The organism is Sphaerisporangium sp. NPDC049457, from assembly GCF_055586705.1.
On record NZ_JBVJHR010000023.1, the window covers coordinates 101,958 to 118,692 of the forward strand.

A 16,735-nucleotide genomic window follows, 5' to 3' on the forward strand; every position below is an offset into this window, starting at 1 on the left:
GATCGAGGGGAGAGCCCGATGAGCGGCATGACCGCCATGAGGAGCGGCGCCCGCACCGACCGGCTGGCCCCGGCCCGGCTCACGCTCCGCGACGTGCTGCGGGTGGGCGCGGCGGGGCTGCGCACCCGGCCGGCACGGGTGGTGCTGTCGGCGCTCGGCATCGCGATCGGCATCGCCACCATGGTCGCGGTCATCGGCATCTCCGCCTCGTCCAGGGAACAACTGCTGCGCGAGCTGGACCGCCTGGGCACCAACCTGCTCACCGTCGCCCCCGGCCAGACCCTCTTCGGGCACGACGCCAAGCTGCCGAAGGGGGCGCTGGACATGGTGCGCCGCATCGCCCCCGTCACCAAGGCCGGCGCGACGGGACGGCTGGACGCCAGCGTCCGCAGGACCGACCGCATCCCCAAGGAGGTCACCGGAGGCATCGCCGTTCAGGCGGCGGACGAGGGACTGGCCGCGGCGCTGGAGGGCACGGTCCGGCGGGGCGCCTGGCTCAACGCGGCCACCGCGCGCCGGCCCGCCGTGGTGCTCGGCGCGGTCGCCGCGCGGCGGCTGGGCATCGACCGCGCGGGCCCGCAGGTCTGGATCGGCGGCCGCTGGTTCAAGGTGATCGGCATCCTCGACGCGATGCCGCTGGCACCGGAGATCGAGCGCTCGGCCCTGGTCGGCTGGCCCGCGGCCGAGCGTTATCTGGGCTTCGACGGGCACCCGACCACGATCTACGAACGCTCGCCGGACGAGGCCGTGGAGGCGGTCGCCGGCGTGCTGGCGCGCACGGTGAACCCGGAGAACCCCGACGAGGTGCAGGTCAGCAGACCGTCGGACGCCCTGGCGGCCAAGGCGGCGGCATCGGGGGCCTTCACCAACCTGCTGCTCGGCCTCGGCGCCGTGGCGTTGCTGGTGGGCGGGGTCGGCGTGGCCAACACCATGGTCATCTCGGTTCTCGAACGCCGCAGGGAGATCGGCCTGCGCCGGTCGCTCGGGGCGACGCGCGGTCAGGTGCGGCTGCAGTTCCTCACCGAGAGCCTGCTGCTGTCCGTACTCGGCGGGGTGGTCGGCACGGCCCTCGGCGCGGCCGCCACGGCGGCGTACGCCCTGGCCAAGGGATGGCCCGCGGTGGTGCCCCCCTGGGCGGTGGGCGGGGCCCTGCTGGCGACGCTGCTCATCGGCACCCTCGCCGGCATCTATCCGGCGATGCGCGCCGCCCGCCTCCCTCCCACCGTGGCGCTGGCCACCACCTGACGCTCCTGCCCTGGCCGCCGGAAGGTGTCAAACCGCTGTCAGGGGTAGACCTGGACCGGGTACGCATTGGGGTGAGCCCCCGTACGCGGGGGTGGGCCTCCGTCGTCCCGCGTGACCACTCCGGTCAGGACGCGGCGACCCGCGACGGGGACGCGCGCGCCGGATCGGCCGTGCCGAACACGAGGGGAAGCATCGTGACGCAGAAGTTCTCTCTGGTAGCCATGGCCCGCGAGCAACTGGACAAGGCGGTCGAGTCGAGCGGCGGGCACGCGGCCGGCACGGTCGTCGGCGGGCACGAACGCGTACTGCGGCAGACGCTGATGGCCTTCGCCAAGGGTGCGGGGCAGAGCGAGCACCAGGCCAACGGCGAGGCCACCGTCTACGTGCTGTCCGGCCGGGTGCGCATCATCGCCGGCGAGGACTCCTGGGAGATCATGACCGGCGACCTGCTCGTCATCCCCGAAGCCCGCCACCGCCTGGAAGCCCTGGAGGACTCCGCCATCCTCCTCACCGTCGCCCTGCCCCGCTGACTCCACGGCCACCGAACCCCGCCGGCCACATCGTGGCGCCGGCCGGCGGGCTCGGCCGGCGATGAGCGTTGCCACCCAAAACGGTGCCTTCGGCACGCTTTTTTGGGCGGTTCTCGTCTGCCGTCGCTCTCGCCGTCGCGCGGCGCATGTTGTGTCAGCCCTTGATGGCAAGGCCTGGAGGAGCCTTGTGCTCGCGGTGAAGGTCGCCTCTAGGCCCATTGTCACCTGCGGGCTGGGCAGGGATGGGCGGCGTGCCGGTTCGGGGAGCAGCACCGTACAGGTCGTGCATCTGCTTCCCCTTTCTGGTGGTGCCCGGCGACGGTCGCCGGACGACTTGCGGCGGCGGCTCGATGACGCCCGGGGGTAGCGCCACTTCGTGCCGCCGCCGAGGTGCGACGGCGAAGGGGTGGAATTCGTCGCCGCACCGGTTCATGGCCGGCCGGCGGTGTGGCCGATCCGGATATCAGGTGAGCCGGTATGGCGGCCTTTATACGCGGTGCTATTTCCTTGCTCACCTACGTCACCAACGGCGTGATCGCTCAGCTCATGTGCCGGTCATCCGCGCTGTGGAATTGGAGTGGGGCGGCGATGAGTCAGGCATGCTTGTGATTCGGCTCAGGGGCTTTCGCCTCTCGGCTGCGCCGGTCTTGAGAGGTGAGCGGCGTCATGAAGGAAAAGAGCGACGCCAGTGGGCCAGGCTTCTTTCTCCAGGTCTTCCCGCCAAACCCGGTGTTCTATAAATCGCCCGGTACGCACCCTTTTTCGGTGAGGCTTCCGCCGATCGCCCGAGTCGCGTACCTGGCGGTTCGGCGTAAGGCGGTCTCGCCGCCGTCCGGAGGTGCCAGCCCCCAGGGGAGGACCGCAGAGTCGACCCTGTCGCGCTCGTACTCCACTTGGAACCACACGGTCCGGTTGGTCGCGTCCTGGCGTACGCCCCAGCGAGCGGCGAGGATCTGCACGATCTGAAGACCCCGTCCTCCTTCACCGGATTCGTCGTCGTGCGCGTGCGGAACCCATGCGCCGCCCGCGTCCACCACGTCGACATGAATGAAGTCGTAGCAGTCGGCGAGCGCCAGAGTGACTCTGCCGCCGTGCCGATAATCCGAATGGACCACTGAGTTGGTGACGACTTCGGAAACCAGTAGCGTCAAGGTGTCCAGCGCCGTGTGGCCTTCGCCTAATGTCGCCTGTACGAAGTTACGAGCCATCCTGGCCGACTTGGGGTCGCCGGCCAGTTCGATGACGCCTAATAGTCTTCCTGTCCGCATCACGCTCGCCTTTTCGTCCGATCCAGGACTGCGCGTCTTGGAGGCTTCGCCCTATCAGAGTGGCGGCAGAAAGCTACGATCGGGAGCGAATGACGCTTACATGGCTTCACATCTTCCGTGAGCATTCCGGTGAGCGCAGCAATATGTCGGAAATTTGCATGGAAAGGAGTGAGTTGTCCCCACGAATAACGTAGATCCGGGTGAGTCCCCACGCGCCGTCTTCGCCTGCGAACTGCGACGGTATCGTCAGGCGGCCAGGCTTTCTCAACGAGCGCTGGCGTCTCGCATGGGCTTCTCTGACTCGCTGGTCGCCATGGTCGAAACTCTCAGACGCCCGCCGACCGACGACTTCGCCCGCGCATGCGACCGGGCCCTCGGCCTGGACGGCATCATGTTCGGGCTCTACATCGCCACGACGTGGAACCGTGCGCCCGGGCACCTCAGGCCTTGGCTCGAACAAGAGGAAGAGGCCGAAGTGCTTCGCAGTTGGGAGCCCGTCCTCATCCCCGGCCTCCTGCAGACCGAGGCATACGCATATGCGATGTTCTCGACGGCTCCTGGTCTTACTTCTCAGGAGGTGGGGGAACGGCTTGCCAGCCGGATGCAGCGACAGTCGATCCTGCAGAGAGACAAGCCTCCGGCGACCAGCTTCGTCATGGATGAGGGCGTGATTCGACGTCGCGTAGGCAGCGCGGAAGTTCTACGGAAACAGCTACGGTTCCTGCTGGAGGTCGCGCATCAGCCCAAGGTCACCATACAGATCGTGCCCTACGACCCGGGAGAGCATTGTGGGCTGGCTGGTGGGTTCATCATCGCCGAGCGGAACGGATCCGCCTATGCGGCCTATACGGACGCGCAGCCGAACGGGCGAACAATAGAGGACCGGCAGGTCATCGTGGAGCTGACAGCCAGATATGACGCGGTGCGCGCTGAGGCTCTACCGTTTAAACAGTCACTCCGCCTCATACAGGAAGTGGTGAACCAAAGTGGGTGACCTTTGGGGCGCGCAATGGCGCAAGAGCACCTACAGCACAGACAACGGTAACTGTGTCGAGGTCGCGTTGAACGTGCCGGGGATCATCGGGGTGCGGGACAACAAGAGCGCGGCGTCCGGAGCCCTCGTCCTACCACCGGCCGAGTGGTCCACGTTCCTGGGCGCGCTCAAGAACGGAAAAATGATCGCCTGACACCCGCGACCGCGCACGAGACGAAGGAGCCCTGGCTCACCCGGCAGGGCTCCTTTCGCGTTCCAGCGCACTCCCACACCCCTTCACTGGTCCCGCAGCCAACCGGGTCCCGGTCCGCAGTCCTGCTCGTTGTTCTCGCGCACGGTCAGTGCACGCCAAGTACCTCCGAGTCGAGCGGCGGGCACGCGGCCGGCACGGTCGTCGGCGGGCACGAACGCGTACTGCGGCAGACGCTGATGGTCTTCGCCAAGGGTGCAGGGCAGAGCGAACGGTCCGAACAGTCGCTCCGACTCATAGAGGAAGTGGTGCACCAAAGTGGGTGGCCCTTCCTCCGGCTGTTTGAGCATGGCATCCGCTCCGATGGGCACTGAGTCGCTCCGCGTTCGGGCTGGAGGCGAAGGGTCACAGGGAGCGTAGGTAGTCGGTGGCCGCTGATGGGTCGTCCGCGTTGGCGATCAGGCCGATGTATCCGTCCGGGCGTACGAGGATCTGGGCGTCTCGGCCGTACGCGTGGGCCACGTGTCCGGTGTGGTCGACGAGGCCGCCCGGCCCGATCGCGTAGGGCTTGACGATGTCGGCCGTGCGGCCGTCCAGTGCGGGGCGACGGCGTTCGCCGAGGCCGAGCAGGGTGAAATGGGGGCCGCGGAAGAGGTCGAACAGGCGTCTCCGCGCGCCGGTGGACGGGTCGAGGCAGGGAGCGTCCGGTGCCCGGTCGCCCGGGCGAAGTCCGCCGGGTCCACTCGCGGCGTCGTGCGGCAGGTCGCTCCGCCGGCCGGCGGCATGCTGGGACAACCGGCTCCACCGGTATCCGAGCTGGAGCTGGGTGAGTTCGGGCGAGGCCACGGCGTCCACGCCGCCGCCCGATTGCTTGATCGCGGTGAGGACGGCGTCGAGCCGTTCCGAGGTGATGTCGAGCAGTCGGCTCGCGATCGGCAGCCGTTCCTCGTCATAGGTGTCGAGCAGGCCCGGCGTGGCTCGGCCGGTCAGCACGAGGCCGAGTTTCCAGCCGAGGTTGTAGGCGTCCTGGACGCCGGTGTTCATGCCGAGGCCGCCGGCGATCGGATGCACGTGCGCGGCGTCTCCGGCGAGGAACACCCGGCCCACACGGAGCCGGTCGACCATCCGGACGTTGACCCGGTAGCTCGACCGCCAGGTCAGGTCGTGCAGTCGCACGCCCGGGATTCCGGCGACGCGGTCGAATGTCCGCTGGAACGTCGCCAGCGTCGGCTCCAGCGGTGTTCCGTCCGGGGCGAGCTCGTGCGATGCCTGGACCTGGAAGGCCGTCGTGCCGGGTAGCGGGCAGAGCATGATCGCGCCGTCGCCCGCGAACCATTGGTGCCAGGCGTCGCGGCCGAGTCCGTCGACCTCGACATCGCCGACCGCCATGAGCTGGACATCCGGCGTCTCACCATGCAGACGCAGGCCGAGCGACTTGCGGACGGTGCTGCGGCCACCGTCGCAGCCGACCAGGTACCGCGCTCGGATCCGCGTCCCTCCCACGGTCGCGGTCACGCCGTCGGCGTCCTGGCGGAGATCCCGCAGCTCGGCGCCGAGTTCTACGGTGACGCCGGAATCGGCGAGCCGCTCGCGCAGCGTTCGCTCCACCCGCCACTGGGGGATCATCAGGCCGGTCGGGTAGGGGATGTCCGGCGTCGCCACCCGATCGGCCTCCGGGTCGATCTCGGCGACGACCTCCGCGCCTCGGTACTTGCGATGCGGCAGGTGCGTGATCCCGGACTCCAGCAGCCGGTCGACCACGCCGAGGTCGTCGAACACCTCAAGGCTGCGCGGACTCAACCCCTTGCCGCGCGAGCCACGCGGGAACTCGAGAACCCGATCGACGATGCGGACCGTGACGCCACGCCGGGCCAGGTCGCACGCGAGCGTGAGGCCGGTCGGCCCGGCACCCACCACAAGAACATCGGTCTCTGTCACACCGCGCATTGAATCGTTACTCGGTTAAAAAAGCAACCGGGTTACATACGTTACGCTGGACGCATGGTTGAGCCGGTCGGGCTGCGGGCCCGCAAGAAGGCCCGGACCCGCGACGCCATCGCCGACGCGGCGATCTCGCTGTTCCTCGCCCACGGCTTCGACCGCGTGTCCGTCGCCGACATCGCCGCGGCCGCCGAGGTGTCCAAGCCGACCCTCTTCAGATACTTCGCCGCGAAAGAGGATCTGGTCCTGCACCGGATCGCCGATCACCACGGCGAGGCCGCACGGGTGGTGCGCGACCGTCCGGCCGGGACCTCGCCGCTGACCGCGTTGCACCGGCACTTCCGGGCCGGCCTCGACCGCCGCGACCCTGTCACGGGCCTCAACGACCATCCCGAGGTTCTGACGTTCCACCGCCTGGTCTTCAGCACGCCGAGCCTCGCCGGACGCGTCGCCCAGTACGCGCTCGGCAACGAGGAGGCGCTGGCCGCCGCCCTCGGCGGCGACATAACGGCACGACTCCAGGCGGCGCAAGTGATCGCGGTCCAACGGGTGCTCGCCCAGGCCACCTGGCAGAAGCTCGTGGCCGGACGGACCGCCGACGAGGTGCATCCCGAAGCGGTCGCGGACGCCGACCGGGCTTTCGCGCTCCTCCAGAACGGGACCGGCGACGCCGTCGAGGAGCTTAAGTAACGTTCTCCTGGAACGGCCAGGCCAACGGCATGATGCGGGAGATCTCGCGGTAGCGGGTGGAGAGGTCGTACTCGCCGCTTTCTCCGAGACCCACCCAGGGAAAGCGTCGCCGGACGGCTTCGTAGTCGATCGGCTCCTCGTCGCTCATGCCTCCAGCATGGACAGGCGTCCCCGAGCAGTCAGTGAGTGCTTTGTTGCGAAGATTCTTCAACACATGGTCATCATGGCGTCACGTAACGTCAAGCCCATAAGTCTCGCAAGCTGTCGGCTTGCCTGGGGTCGGCGTGCTTCTGGTGGATGTCGTTGCCGTTGAGGTGTGACGCTGGGCTGGGCTGGGCGGGGCCCGCAGGAGGGGTCGTGTTGGGTGGGGTGGGGGTTGGTAGGGTGCTTGGGGAGTTGTGAGGTGTGCCGGGAAGTCTGGTCGGCGGTGTTGTTGGCATTGTCCAGACCGGCTTTCTGGAGGGTTCGCCTGTGATCGCGATCGCGGCCGTCGTGGTGTTCGTGGCCGCTTATGTCCTGATCGCGACCGAGCGCGTCCATCGGACCGCCGCCGCGCTCGGCGGTGCCGCGCTGATGCTGCTGATCCACGCGGTGGACGGCCGTTCTGCGTTCTTCTCCGAGCACTCCGGCATCGACTGGAACGTCATCTTCCTGCTGCTCGGCATGATGGTCATCGTCGGCGTGCTGAAACAGACGGGCGTGTTCGAGTACGTCGCGATCTGGGCGGCCAAACGCGCCCGGGGCCGGCCGTTCCGGCTGATGGTCATGCTGGTGGTGATCACCGCCGTGGCGTCGGCGCTGCTGGACAACGTCACCACGGTGCTGCTGATCGCGCCGGTCACCTTCCTGGTCTGCGACCGGCTGTCGTTGCCGGTGGCGCCGTACCTGATCGCCGAGGTCATGGCGTCCAACATCGGCGGTACCGCCACCCTGGTCGGCGACCCGCCGAACATCATCATCGCCAGCCGGGCCGGGTTCACGTTCAACGACTTCCTGGTGCATCTTGCGCCGTTAGTCGTCGTGCTGCTGGTCGTGTTCATCGGCATGTGCCGGTGGCTGTTCCGGTCCGCGTTCGTGTACGACGCCGAGCGGGCGGCGCAGATCATGAAGCTCAACGAGCGCGAGGCGATCCAGGACCGCCGTCTCCTCGTACAGAGCCTCGCGGTGCTCGCCGTGGTGATCGCCGCGTTCGTCCTGCATCCCGTGCTGCACTACGAGCCCGCGGTCGTCGCCCTGCTGGGCGCCGGTCTGCTCGTCGCCGCGACCAGGGTCACGGTGGAGGAGTCGATCCGCGAGGTCGAGTGGGCCACGCTGGTGTTCTTCATGGGCCTGTTCGTCATGGTGGGCGCCCTGGTGGAGACCGGCGTCATCGGGCAGATCTCGCAGGCGGCGGCCTCGGCCACCGAGGGCAACCTCCTGCCCGCGACGATGGGGCTGCTCGGCGGGTCGGCCGTGCTGTCGGCGATCGTGGACAACATCCCCTACGTGGCCACCATGAGCCCGATCGTCGCCGACCTGGTGCACGCGAGCGGACCGTCCGGCGACGTGCTGTGGTGGGCGCTGGCCCTGGGCGCCGACCTCGGCGGCAACGCGACCGCGGTGGGCGCCTCGGCGAACGTCGTCGTGCTCGGCATCGCGGCCCGCAACGGCGTCCGCATCAGCTTCTGGGAGTTCACCAAGTACGGGCTGGTCGTCACCGTGGTGACGGTGGGGCTGGCGGCTCCGTACCTGTGGCTGCGCTATCTCACCGGTTAGGCTCACACGCAAAGGCGAAGGAGGTCTCCGGTGCACGCGCGCGATCTCGTGTCCGGCTTTCCCACGGTCACGGCGGACACCCCGGCGGTGGAGGCGGCCCGCCTGCTGGCCGAGCACGACCTGCCCGGCCTGATCGTGGTGAACCACGACAGTGACCCGCTGTTCGTGCTGCCCGGCACGCAGGTGCTCAGGCTGGCCGTGCCGCGATACTGCCAGGACGACCCGGCGCTGGCCCGCGTCATCGACGAGAGCCAGGCCGACCTGTTCGTCCGTGCGCTCGGCGGCCGTACGGTGGGCGAGTGCCTGCCCGATCAGCCGCGTGAGCTGCCGATCACCGACCCGGACGCCACGGTGCTGGAGGTGGCCGCCCTGATGGCCCGCACCCGCAGCCCGCTGGTCGCCGTGGTGGACGGCGGCCGGTTGACGGGCGCGATCACCCTCCAGGCGCTGCTCGCCCGCGCGCTGGACGTCTGAGCCGGCGGGCGGTGTCCGGCGGCTCAGGACAGGGTGGCCTCCTCCGGGCTCCAGGTGGCGGGCAGCGGTTCAGGCTCGCGGACGGTCGTCGACAGATGCCGGAACTCGCCGAGCTCGGCCGAGCCGGCGATGGCGGCCATCGCCTCCAGCACGTGCAGGGCGAGCGTCCCGGAGGCGCGGTGCGGCTGGTCGCCGCGCAGCGCCCGCGCCATGTCCAGCACGCCCAGGCCGCGGCCGACCGTGGTGCCCTCGACCGGAAGTTCGCGCCAGTCGTCGTCGCCCGCGGCCCGCACCTTCAGCGGCCCGCCGAAGGTGTTGGGGTCGGGCAGGGCCAGGCTGCCCTCGGTGCCGATGATCTCGATCATCGTCACGTGCGCAGGAGAGTCGAAGCTGAACGTCGTGGACGCGCTGGCCCCGCCGGCGAAGTCGAGCAGCGCCATGACGTGCGTGGGCACCTCCACGGCGAACCGCGTGCCGCCCTTCGGGCCCGAGCCGATCACCCGGTACGGCCGGGCCTGGCGCGCGGTGGCCGCGACCTTGGCCACCGGTCCGAGCATCGCGACCAACGCCGTGAGGTAGTACGGCCCGATGTCGAACAGCGGGCCGGCCCCGCGCTGGAACAGGAACTCGGGATTGGGGTGCCAGGACTCCGGGCCGGGATTCTGCATGACGGCGTTCGCGGCGACCGGCGCGCCGATCAGCCCGGACGCCAGCGCCCGCTGGGCCGACTGCAAACCCGCGCCGAGGAAGGTGTCGGGCGCATTGCCGATGCGCAGCCCCCGCTCGGCCGCCTCGGCCAGGAGTTTCTCGCCTTCCTCGGGGGCCAGGGTCAGCGGCTTCTCCCCGTACACGTGCTTGCCCGCGCGCAGGGCGGCGGTGGCGACGGCGGCGTGCGCGGCGGGGATGGTGAGGTTGACGACGATCTCGACCTCGGGGACGGCGAGGACGGTGTCCACGTCGCCGGACACCGGCACGTCGTACGCGCTCGCCTTCTCCCGCGCCCGCGCGACGTCGAGGTCGGCGACGCCGAGCACCCGCACGTCGGGGAAGGTGGTGAGGTTGCGCAGGTAGGCGTCGCTGATGGCGCCGGCGCCAACGAGGGCGACGCCGACGGGGCCGCCGGTCACGCGCCCTCCAACTGGGTGAGGTAGGCGTGGCTCTCGGCCAGGGCCTCGTAGATGTCGGTGTCGCAGTTGTCCAGCTCGACGATGCGCAGAGGGCCGGGGGCGGCGGCGAGGAAGCCGGGCACCGGCATCACGCCCTTGCCGACGGCGGTGTGCGGGCGGTTCTTGACGCCCGGCCCGTCCTTGACGTGCAGGGCCAGGACGCGGTCGCCGAGCCGTCCGAGCAGCGCGGGAACGTCGGCGCCGCCGACGGCCGCCCAGTAGGTGTCGATCTCCAGGAAGACGCGGGGGGCGAGCATCTCGGCGAGCACCTCGAGGGCGTGGACGCCGTCGATCTTCGGCTCGATCTCCCACCAGTGGTTGTGGTAGCCGAGCCGCATGCCGTGGCGGTCGGCGTGCTCGGCCAGGCCGTTGAGCAGGTCGGCGGCGCGGACGATGCCATCGCGGGTGGTGAAGGACTCCTCCGGGATGCCGCCGGGGATGATGACCAGGTCCGCGCCGATCGTGGCGACGGCCTCCAGGACGGCGTCCGGCTCCTGCGAGAGCAGGGCGTAGGCGTGCGTGGCCGGCACGGTCAGCCCGAGGTCGTCGGCCGTGGCGCGGAAGCCCTTGGGATCGTCGGTGGGATCGTAGGCCTCGACGGCGCCGTACCCGATGTCCGCTATCCGCCGTAACACCTCGTCACGATCGACCTTCATCTGGTCACGAACGGTGTAAAGCTGCACGCCCAGCGGCTTCACCATCGGGAGGGAACCTCCTGGTCCAGGGGGCGGGGTGCTCGCATCGGCACCCCGTACAGGCGGGTGATTGGTACGTAAAGAAGCTAAAACGCCGGTTTTCAAATGACAATGGTTAGTTTTAGCCCTGAACCGGGAAAGCGCCGGTCGTCACGAGGACGACCGGCGCTCGCCGGCCCGAGATCCCATACCCGGCAGACGGTGCCCGAGGCCCCAGATCCCTCAGATGGTGTTCCGAGGCGCCGGATTCGTCAGACGGTGCCCGAGGCGCTCACGGCGGGCTCGCCGGGAGCCTCCTCAAGCGGCGGCGGCAGGGGCCTGCCGCCTCGGCGGCGCTCCCGCCGCGCGCGTGCCTTCTCCTTGCGGTTCTCGGCCATCGTGTACAGCGTCGGCACCAGGACCAGCGTGAGCAGCGTCGAGCTGATCAGGCCGCCGATCACCACGATGGCCAGCGGCCGGGAGATGAACCCGCCCCCTGCGGTGATGCCGAGCGCCATGGGCAGCAGCGCGAAGATCGTGGCCAGCGCCGTCATCAGGATGGGCCGCAGCCGCCGCCGGCCGCCCTCGACGACCGCCTCGTGCAACGGCATGCCCTGTTCGCGGTACTGGTTGACCAGGTCCATCAGGACGATGGCGTTGGTGACCACGATGCCGATGAGCATCAGCATGCCGATCATCGCGGCCAGGCCGAGCGAGGTGTCGGTCACCAGCAGCAGGCCGATGGCGCCGGTGGACGCGAACGGGATCGAGACCAGCAGCAGCAGCGGCTGCACCAGGCTGCGGAACGTCGCCACCATGACGAAGAACACCAGCGCGATGGCGGCCACCAGCGCCAGCCCGAGGTTGCCGAACGCCTCCGCCTGGTCGGCGCTGACGCCGCCGATCTCCCAGGAGGCGCCCGCCGGGAGGCTCACGCCGTCCAGCCGCTTCCTCAGCTCGGCGCTGGTGGCGCCGAGGTCGGTGCCGGTGGCCTTGCCGGACACCGTGGCGCTGCGGTCGCCGTCGATGCGGGTGACCTCGACCGGCCCGTTGACCTGCTTGACCGTCGCGACGTCCCCGAGGGTGACCTTGCCGGCGAGCTTCAGGTCGCGCAGGTCGGTCTGCGACGCGGGTGCGGGTCCGGGCCGGAGCACGACGTCGGCCGTGGTGCCGTCCAGGGCGATCTGGGTGACGGTGGCGCCCTTGAACGCCTGCGCCACCGTCTGCCCGATGGCGATCTCGCTGAGTCCCTTCTCCGCGGCCTTCCTGCGGTCGACCGTGACGTCGATGCGCGGCGCGGTGTCGGCCACGCTGCTGGTCACCTCGGCGACGTCCGGCACCCCGGCCATGGCCTGCTGGACGGTCCGCGCCGCGGAGCGCAGCGTGTCGAGCTCGGCCGCCCGCACGACCACCTGCAGCGAGTTGCCGCCGAAGCCGCCGGCCTGGCCGACGCTCACCTCGCCGATGCCCCGCGTGGCGGCGAGCCGGTCGGTCAGCAGGCGCTCGACCGCGCCCGCGTCGGCGCCCTCGCGCAGCGTCAGGGAGTGACTGGCGCGTGAGGTGCCGCCGCCGCGGCCGCGCCCGCCGAACCCGATGCCACCGCCGCCGCCCACGGTGACCTGGTAGGACTGCACGTCGCTGGTCGCGGCGACGACCTGCTCGACCTTCTTGGCCATGGCGTCGGCCGCCGCGAGCGAGGTGCTCACCGGGAAGGTCTGCCGGATGCTGATGGTGTTCTGGCCGGAGTCCTCGATGAAGCTGGTGCGGATCATCGGCACCAGGCCGAGGGTCCCGACGAAGATGACCAGGGCGACGGCCAGCGTGGTGATCCGGTGCCGGGTGGCGAAGCGGATCACCGGGACGTAGGCCCGCTGGAGCAGGCCGCGGCGCTCCTTCTCGTCCGCCGCCCGCCGGATCGCCTCGACGTCCCCGTCCTTGGGCGCCTTCATGAACCAGTAGGCCAGCACGGGGACGACGGTGAGCGCCACCAGCAGCGAGGCGAGCAGCGCCACCGTCACGGTGATCGCGAACGGGCTGAACAGCTCGCCCACCAGGCCGCCGACGAAGGCGATGGGCAGGAACACCGCGACGGTCGTCAGCGTGGAGGCGGTGACCGCGCCGGCCACCTCGCGCACGCCGTTCCCGACGGCCTGGCGTTTGCCCTCGCCGTACGACAGGTGTCGTTTGATGTTCTCCAGGACCACGATGGAGTCGTCCACCACCCGGCCGATCGCGATGGTGAGCGCGCCGAGGGTCAGCATGTTCAGCGAGTAGTCCTGGATCCACAGGGCGATCAGCGCGATCAGCACCGACAGCGGGATGGACACCGCCGTCACGATCGTGGACCGCAGCGAGAACAGGAACACCAGGATCACCAGTACGGCCATGGCCAGGCCGAGCAGTCCCTCGGTGGTGAGGCTCTCGATCGCCTGCTCCACCGACGGCGCCTGATCGAAGATCACGGTGAAGCGCGCGTCGTCGCCGAGGGCGGTCTCCAGGGCGGGCAGCTTCGCGCGGACGTCGTGCGAGATCGACACCGCGTTGCCGCCGGGCTTCATGGTGACCGCGATGCCGAGGCTGGGCCTGCCGTTGGTGCGGGTCAGCGTGGTGGAGTCGGCCACCCCGAGCTTGACGGTGGCCACGTCGCCGAGCCGGACGGGCTTGGGCCTGGCAGGCGCCTGGGCCTGGGGAGAACGGGCGCCGGTCGCGCCGGCGGATCCGGCCGTCCCCGTGGCGCCCGCCGCTCCGGGTTGACCCTGGCCCGCCGGCCGCTGCCGGCCCTGCCCGGACGCCTGCCCCTGGCCCTGGCCTTGGGCGGTGGCCGGCGGGGTGAGGTAGAGGTCCTTGATGTCCCGCACCGAGCCGAGCTTGGTGCCCACCTGGACGCTGAGGGACTTCTCCGAACGGGTCAGCGTGCCCGCGGGCACCGGGGTGCCGGCCGACTGGACGGCCGTGGCGATCGCCGAGGCGGTCAGCCCGTGCTCGGCCAGCTCGTCCTCGTCGGGCTCGATGGTGATCACTTCGTCGCGGGTGCCGGAGACCGTCACGTCGCGCACCCCTTCGACGCCGCTGAGCGCCGGGACGACGTCGGCCGACAGCCGGTCGGCCAGCCGCCGCTGGTCGCCCGCGGAGGTCGCGGCGAGCTGGATGACCGGCAGGTCGTCGGTGCTGCCCGTGACGACCTGCGGGTCGACCTTGTCGGGCAACTGGGCGGAGACGCGGCCGATGGCCTGTTGGATGCGGTTCTGGGCGGCGTCGATGTCGGTCCCGTAGTCGAACATCACCTGGACGTTCGCGCTGGACTCGCGGGAGGTCGAGTTCACGCCCGTCACGCCGGACAGCCCGCGCACGGCGTCCTCAAGCGGGCGGGTGACGCCGTCCTCGACGATCTGCGGCGCCGCGCCGGGGTACGCGGCGATGATCGACACGGTGGGGAACGAGAGCGACGGCAGCAGCTGCTGCTTCAGCGCCGGGATGGTGTACACGCCGAAGGCGGCCACCACGATCGTGATGAGGGCGACCAGGCCGCGGTTGGCGAGGCTCAGTCTGGCGAGTAACGACATCGGTCCATCTCTTGTCGGATTCGGTGGGGGCGCAGGCCGGTCTCCCGGCCGTACTTCAAGGCTCATCGCCGCCAAGGCGGGGGGAGTCCGCCGCTGGGAGGGTCTTGTCCTACCGCGAACGCCGTAGGCGGCCCGGACGGCTACCGCGCGCGGGGATGCACCAGGCCGGTCTCGTACGCGATCACGACGAGCTGGGCGCGGTCGTGCGCCCCCAGCTTGAGCATCGCCCGGTTGGCGTGCGTCTTGGCGGTCATCCGGCTGATGCCGAGGCGGTCGGCGATCTCGTCGTTGGTCAGGCCGCCGGCGACCAGCGTCATCACCTCGCGTTCGCGGTCGGTGAGCACGGCCAGGTGCTCGGGGGTGTGGTCCGGCCGGGCTCCCGGCGCCGACAGGAAGCGGGCGATGAGCCCCTTGGTCGCGCCGGGGGACAGCAGGGCGTCCCCGCGCGCCACGACGCGGATGGCGTCCTGCAGCTCGTCGGCCTCGACGCTCTTGCCGAGGAACCCGCTGGCCCCCGCGCGCAGCGCGGCGAAGACGTACTCGTCGATCTCGAAGGTGGTCAGCACCAGCACCCGCACCCCCGCGAGGTCGGCGTCGGAGGTGATCGCCTGGGTGGCGGCCAGGCCGTCCATCTCGGGCATCCGGATGTCCATCAGCACCACGTCGGCCCTGGTGGCCCGGGCGAGGCGCACGGCCTCGTGGCCGGTGTCGGCCTCCCCGACCACCTCCAGGTCGGGCGCGGAGTCGACCAGGACGCGAAAGCCCGCCCGAACCAGGGCCTGATCGTCGGCGAGCACGACGCGGACGCTCATACGGCGCTCACCTCCGGCGCCGGCAGGACGGCGTGGACGCGGAACCCGCGGCCGGGGGAGGGGCCGACGCTGAACGTCCCGCCCACCGACAGGGCGCGCTCGCGCATGCCCACCAGCCCGTGCCCGGCGCCGGCCGGACGCGGGCCGCCGTCTCCGGCGGAGGAGCCCCCGGACGAGCCCCCGGAGGAGAGACCGGACGAGAGACCGGACGAGACCCCCGAGAAGGCGTCCGAGGGCGTGGCGCAGCCCCGGCCGTCGTCGACGACCTCGACCGTCAGGTCCCGCTGCCCGTAGGCGACGCGCACCCGGGTGGTGGCGGGCCCCGCGTGCTTGCTGACGTTCGTCAGCGCCTCCTGGACGACGCGGAACGCGGTCAGCTCCACCGGAGAGGGCAGCGGGCGGGGAGTGCCTTCCAGGCGGCACTCCACGTCCAGGCCCGCGGCCGTGAACGAGGTGATCAGCTGCGGCAGGCGGTCGAGGCCGGGAGCCGGTTCCGTGGGCAGTTCCTCGGCGCTGCCCGGCCGGCGCAGCAGGCCCACCGTGGTGCGCAGCTCGTCCAGGGCCTCCCTGCCGGCCTGGCGGATGTGGCCGAGCGCCTCGCGCGCCTGCCGCGGCTGGGCGTCCATGACGTGCGAGGCGACCTGCGCCTGCACGTTGATGATCGCGATGTGGTGGGCGAGCACGTCGTGCAGCTCGCGGGCGATGCGCAGCCGCTCCTCCATGACGCGCCGCTCGGCCTCCTCCTCACGGGTCTGCTCGGCGCGGCGGGCGCGTTCCTCCACGGCGGCGATGTACGCGCGGCGGCTCCGCACGGCCTCGCCGACGGCGATGGCCATGACGATCCACGCGATCTGCCCGGCCACCTGCGGCGTGAACCACGAGTCGCCGGACAGGGCGATGCGGGTGGCGCCCAGGATCAGGGCGGCGATCACCCCGAACGTCCAGGACGCGCGGCGCGGGGTGTGGACGGCGAGGGTGACCAGCGCCACGGCGGCGACCAGGTCGACCGGGCCGCGGGCGCCACCGATGATGAGCTGCGCCATCGAGCCGGCCACGGCCACCGCGGCGACCAGGCGTGGCGAGGCGCGGCGGAACACCAGCACCAGGCACATCACCCCGATGAGCGCCACCGGGACCGGGGTGGGCGGGGGGATCGGGGGGAGGCCGATGCGGGGCCGGTGTCCGGTCGGCGGCCCGAGGACGCTCCCCGCGAACGTCAGGCACGCGATGAAGGTGTCCACCAGGTAAGGATGGGAGGAGACGGCCTCGCGCAGCCGGGTCACGCGACTCACGTCCCCTACGTTATGGCCGCCGCGGCGCGTCCTCCTCGTCCGCGAGGACCGTTCTGCGCTACGGCGATCGCGGTACGCCGGCCGCGAAGGTTTTTTACCCCACCACTGCCTCAGGGTGGAAATCATTCGTCAGGACTTCAT

At 70.6% G+C, this 16,735-nt stretch carries 16 protein-coding genes; 7 read left to right on the forward strand and 9 right to left on the reverse strand.

From position 1 onward, the window contains the following. Nucleotides 1–18 precede the first annotated feature (18 nt). Together ACZ6QO_RS31340 and ACZ6QO_RS31345 are read left to right on the forward strand one after the other, a co-directional pair. Nucleotides 19–1,245: an ABC transporter permease gene (locus ACZ6QO_RS31340; protein ID WP_465855950.1), complete on the forward strand. Its 1,227-nt coding sequence runs from the start codon at nucleotides 19–21 to the stop codon at nucleotides 1,243–1,245. Nucleotides 1,246–1,439: 194 nt separating this feature from the next. Next, the gene (locus ACZ6QO_RS31345) at nucleotides 1,440–1,775 is read left to right on the forward strand and encodes a cupin domain-containing protein (protein WP_465855952.1); all 336 of its coding nucleotides are present in this window, start codon (nucleotides 1,440–1,442) and stop codon (nucleotides 1,773–1,775) included. Nucleotides 1,776–2,509: 734 nt separating this feature from the next. On the opposite strand, the gene ACZ6QO_RS31350 is transcribed toward ACZ6QO_RS31345, so the two are convergent. Continuing rightward, nucleotides 2,510–3,043 carry an ATP-binding protein gene (locus ACZ6QO_RS31350; RefSeq protein ID WP_465855953.1) on the reverse strand — a complete coding sequence of 178 codons (534 nt, stop codon included), beginning with the start codon at nucleotides 3,041–3,043 and terminating at the stop codon, nucleotides 2,510–2,512. Between the two features lie 232 nt (nucleotides 3,044–3,275). Here ACZ6QO_RS31350 and ACZ6QO_RS31355 point away from each other — a divergent pair, with 232 nt between their 5' ends. After that, entirely contained in the window at nucleotides 3,276–4,037 is a 762-nt protein-coding gene (locus ACZ6QO_RS31355; RefSeq protein ID WP_465856033.1) for a helix-turn-helix domain-containing protein, read from the forward strand. Beyond that, nucleotides 4,030–4,230, forward strand: a complete 201-nt coding sequence (locus ACZ6QO_RS31360) for a DUF397 domain-containing protein (RefSeq protein WP_465855955.1) — start codon at nucleotides 4,030–4,032, stop codon at nucleotides 4,228–4,230. The genes ACZ6QO_RS31355 and ACZ6QO_RS31360 overlap by 8 nt, the downstream gene beginning before the upstream one ends. 83 nt (nucleotides 4,231–4,313) lie before the next feature. Here the strand turns inward: ACZ6QO_RS31360 and ACZ6QO_RS31365 are convergent, their stop codons facing one another. Further along, complete coding sequence (locus tag ACZ6QO_RS31365; protein ID WP_465855957.1) at nucleotides 4,314–4,577, reverse strand: hypothetical protein; 264 nt, start codon at nucleotides 4,575–4,577, stop codon at nucleotides 4,314–4,316. A 55-nt stretch (nucleotides 4,578–4,632) separates the two neighbouring features. Beyond that, nucleotides 4,633–6,165: an FAD-dependent monooxygenase gene (locus tag ACZ6QO_RS31370; protein WP_465855959.1), complete on the reverse strand. Its 1,533-nt coding sequence runs from the start codon at nucleotides 6,163–6,165 to the stop codon at nucleotides 4,633–4,635. Between the two features lie 63 nt (nucleotides 6,166–6,228). Between ACZ6QO_RS31370 and ACZ6QO_RS31375 the strand changes: the two genes are divergently transcribed. Further along, nucleotides 6,229–6,858 carry a TetR/AcrR family transcriptional regulator gene (locus ACZ6QO_RS31375; protein WP_465855960.1) on the forward strand — a complete coding sequence of 210 codons (630 nt, stop codon included), beginning with the start codon at nucleotides 6,229–6,231 and terminating at the stop codon, nucleotides 6,856–6,858. Here the strand turns inward: ACZ6QO_RS31375 and ACZ6QO_RS31380 are convergent. Then, nucleotides 6,851–7,006 (reverse strand): hypothetical protein, encoded by a 156-nt coding sequence (locus tag ACZ6QO_RS31380; RefSeq protein ID WP_465855961.1) that lies wholly within the window; start codon nucleotides 7,004–7,006, stop codon nucleotides 6,851–6,853. The two genes, ACZ6QO_RS31375 and ACZ6QO_RS31380, sit on opposite strands and share 8 nt — an antisense overlap. Nucleotides 7,007–7,329: 323 nt before the next feature. Between ACZ6QO_RS31380 and ACZ6QO_RS31385 the strand changes: the two genes are divergently transcribed. Beyond that, nucleotides 7,330–8,613, forward strand: coding sequence for an ArsB/NhaD family transporter (locus ACZ6QO_RS31385; RefSeq protein ID WP_465855962.1), 1,284 nt, complete (start codon nucleotides 7,330–7,332; stop codon nucleotides 8,611–8,613). Nucleotides 8,614–8,643: 30 nt separating this feature from the next. After that, nucleotides 8,644–9,087, forward strand: a complete 444-nt coding sequence (locus ACZ6QO_RS31390) for a CBS domain-containing protein (RefSeq protein ID WP_465855963.1) — start codon at nucleotides 8,644–8,646, stop codon at nucleotides 9,085–9,087. A gap of 23 nt (nucleotides 9,088–9,110) precedes the next feature. Here ACZ6QO_RS31390 and ACZ6QO_RS31395 read toward each other — a convergent pair whose 3' ends face one another. From ACZ6QO_RS31395 to ACZ6QO_RS31415, 5 genes are all read right to left on the reverse strand, one after another. Beyond that, nucleotides 9,111–10,214, reverse strand: coding sequence for a Gfo/Idh/MocA family protein (locus ACZ6QO_RS31395; protein ID WP_465855964.1), 1,104 nt, complete (start codon nucleotides 10,212–10,214; stop codon nucleotides 9,111–9,113). Then, entirely contained in the window at nucleotides 10,211–10,954 is a 744-nt protein-coding gene (locus tag ACZ6QO_RS31400; protein ID WP_465855965.1) for a sugar phosphate isomerase/epimerase family protein, read from the reverse strand. The genes ACZ6QO_RS31395 and ACZ6QO_RS31400 overlap by 4 nt, the downstream gene beginning before the upstream one ends. Nucleotides 10,955–11,199: 245 nt before the next feature. Beyond that, nucleotides 11,200–14,490 carry an efflux RND transporter permease subunit gene (locus tag ACZ6QO_RS31405; protein WP_465855966.1) on the reverse strand — a complete coding sequence of 1,097 codons (3,291 nt, stop codon included), beginning with the start codon at nucleotides 14,488–14,490 and terminating at the stop codon, nucleotides 11,200–11,202. Between the two features lie 140 nt (nucleotides 14,491–14,630). Further along, nucleotides 14,631–15,302 (reverse strand): response regulator transcription factor, encoded by a 672-nt coding sequence (locus ACZ6QO_RS31410; protein WP_465855967.1) that lies wholly within the window; start codon nucleotides 15,300–15,302, stop codon nucleotides 14,631–14,633. Continuing rightward, on the reverse strand, nucleotides 15,299–16,594 hold the full coding sequence (locus tag ACZ6QO_RS31415; protein WP_465855968.1) for a sensor histidine kinase: 1,296 nt from the start codon (nucleotides 16,592–16,594) through the stop codon (nucleotides 15,299–15,301). The genes ACZ6QO_RS31410 and ACZ6QO_RS31415 overlap by 4 nt, the downstream gene beginning before the upstream one ends. Nucleotides 16,595–16,735: the final 141 nt, after the last annotated feature.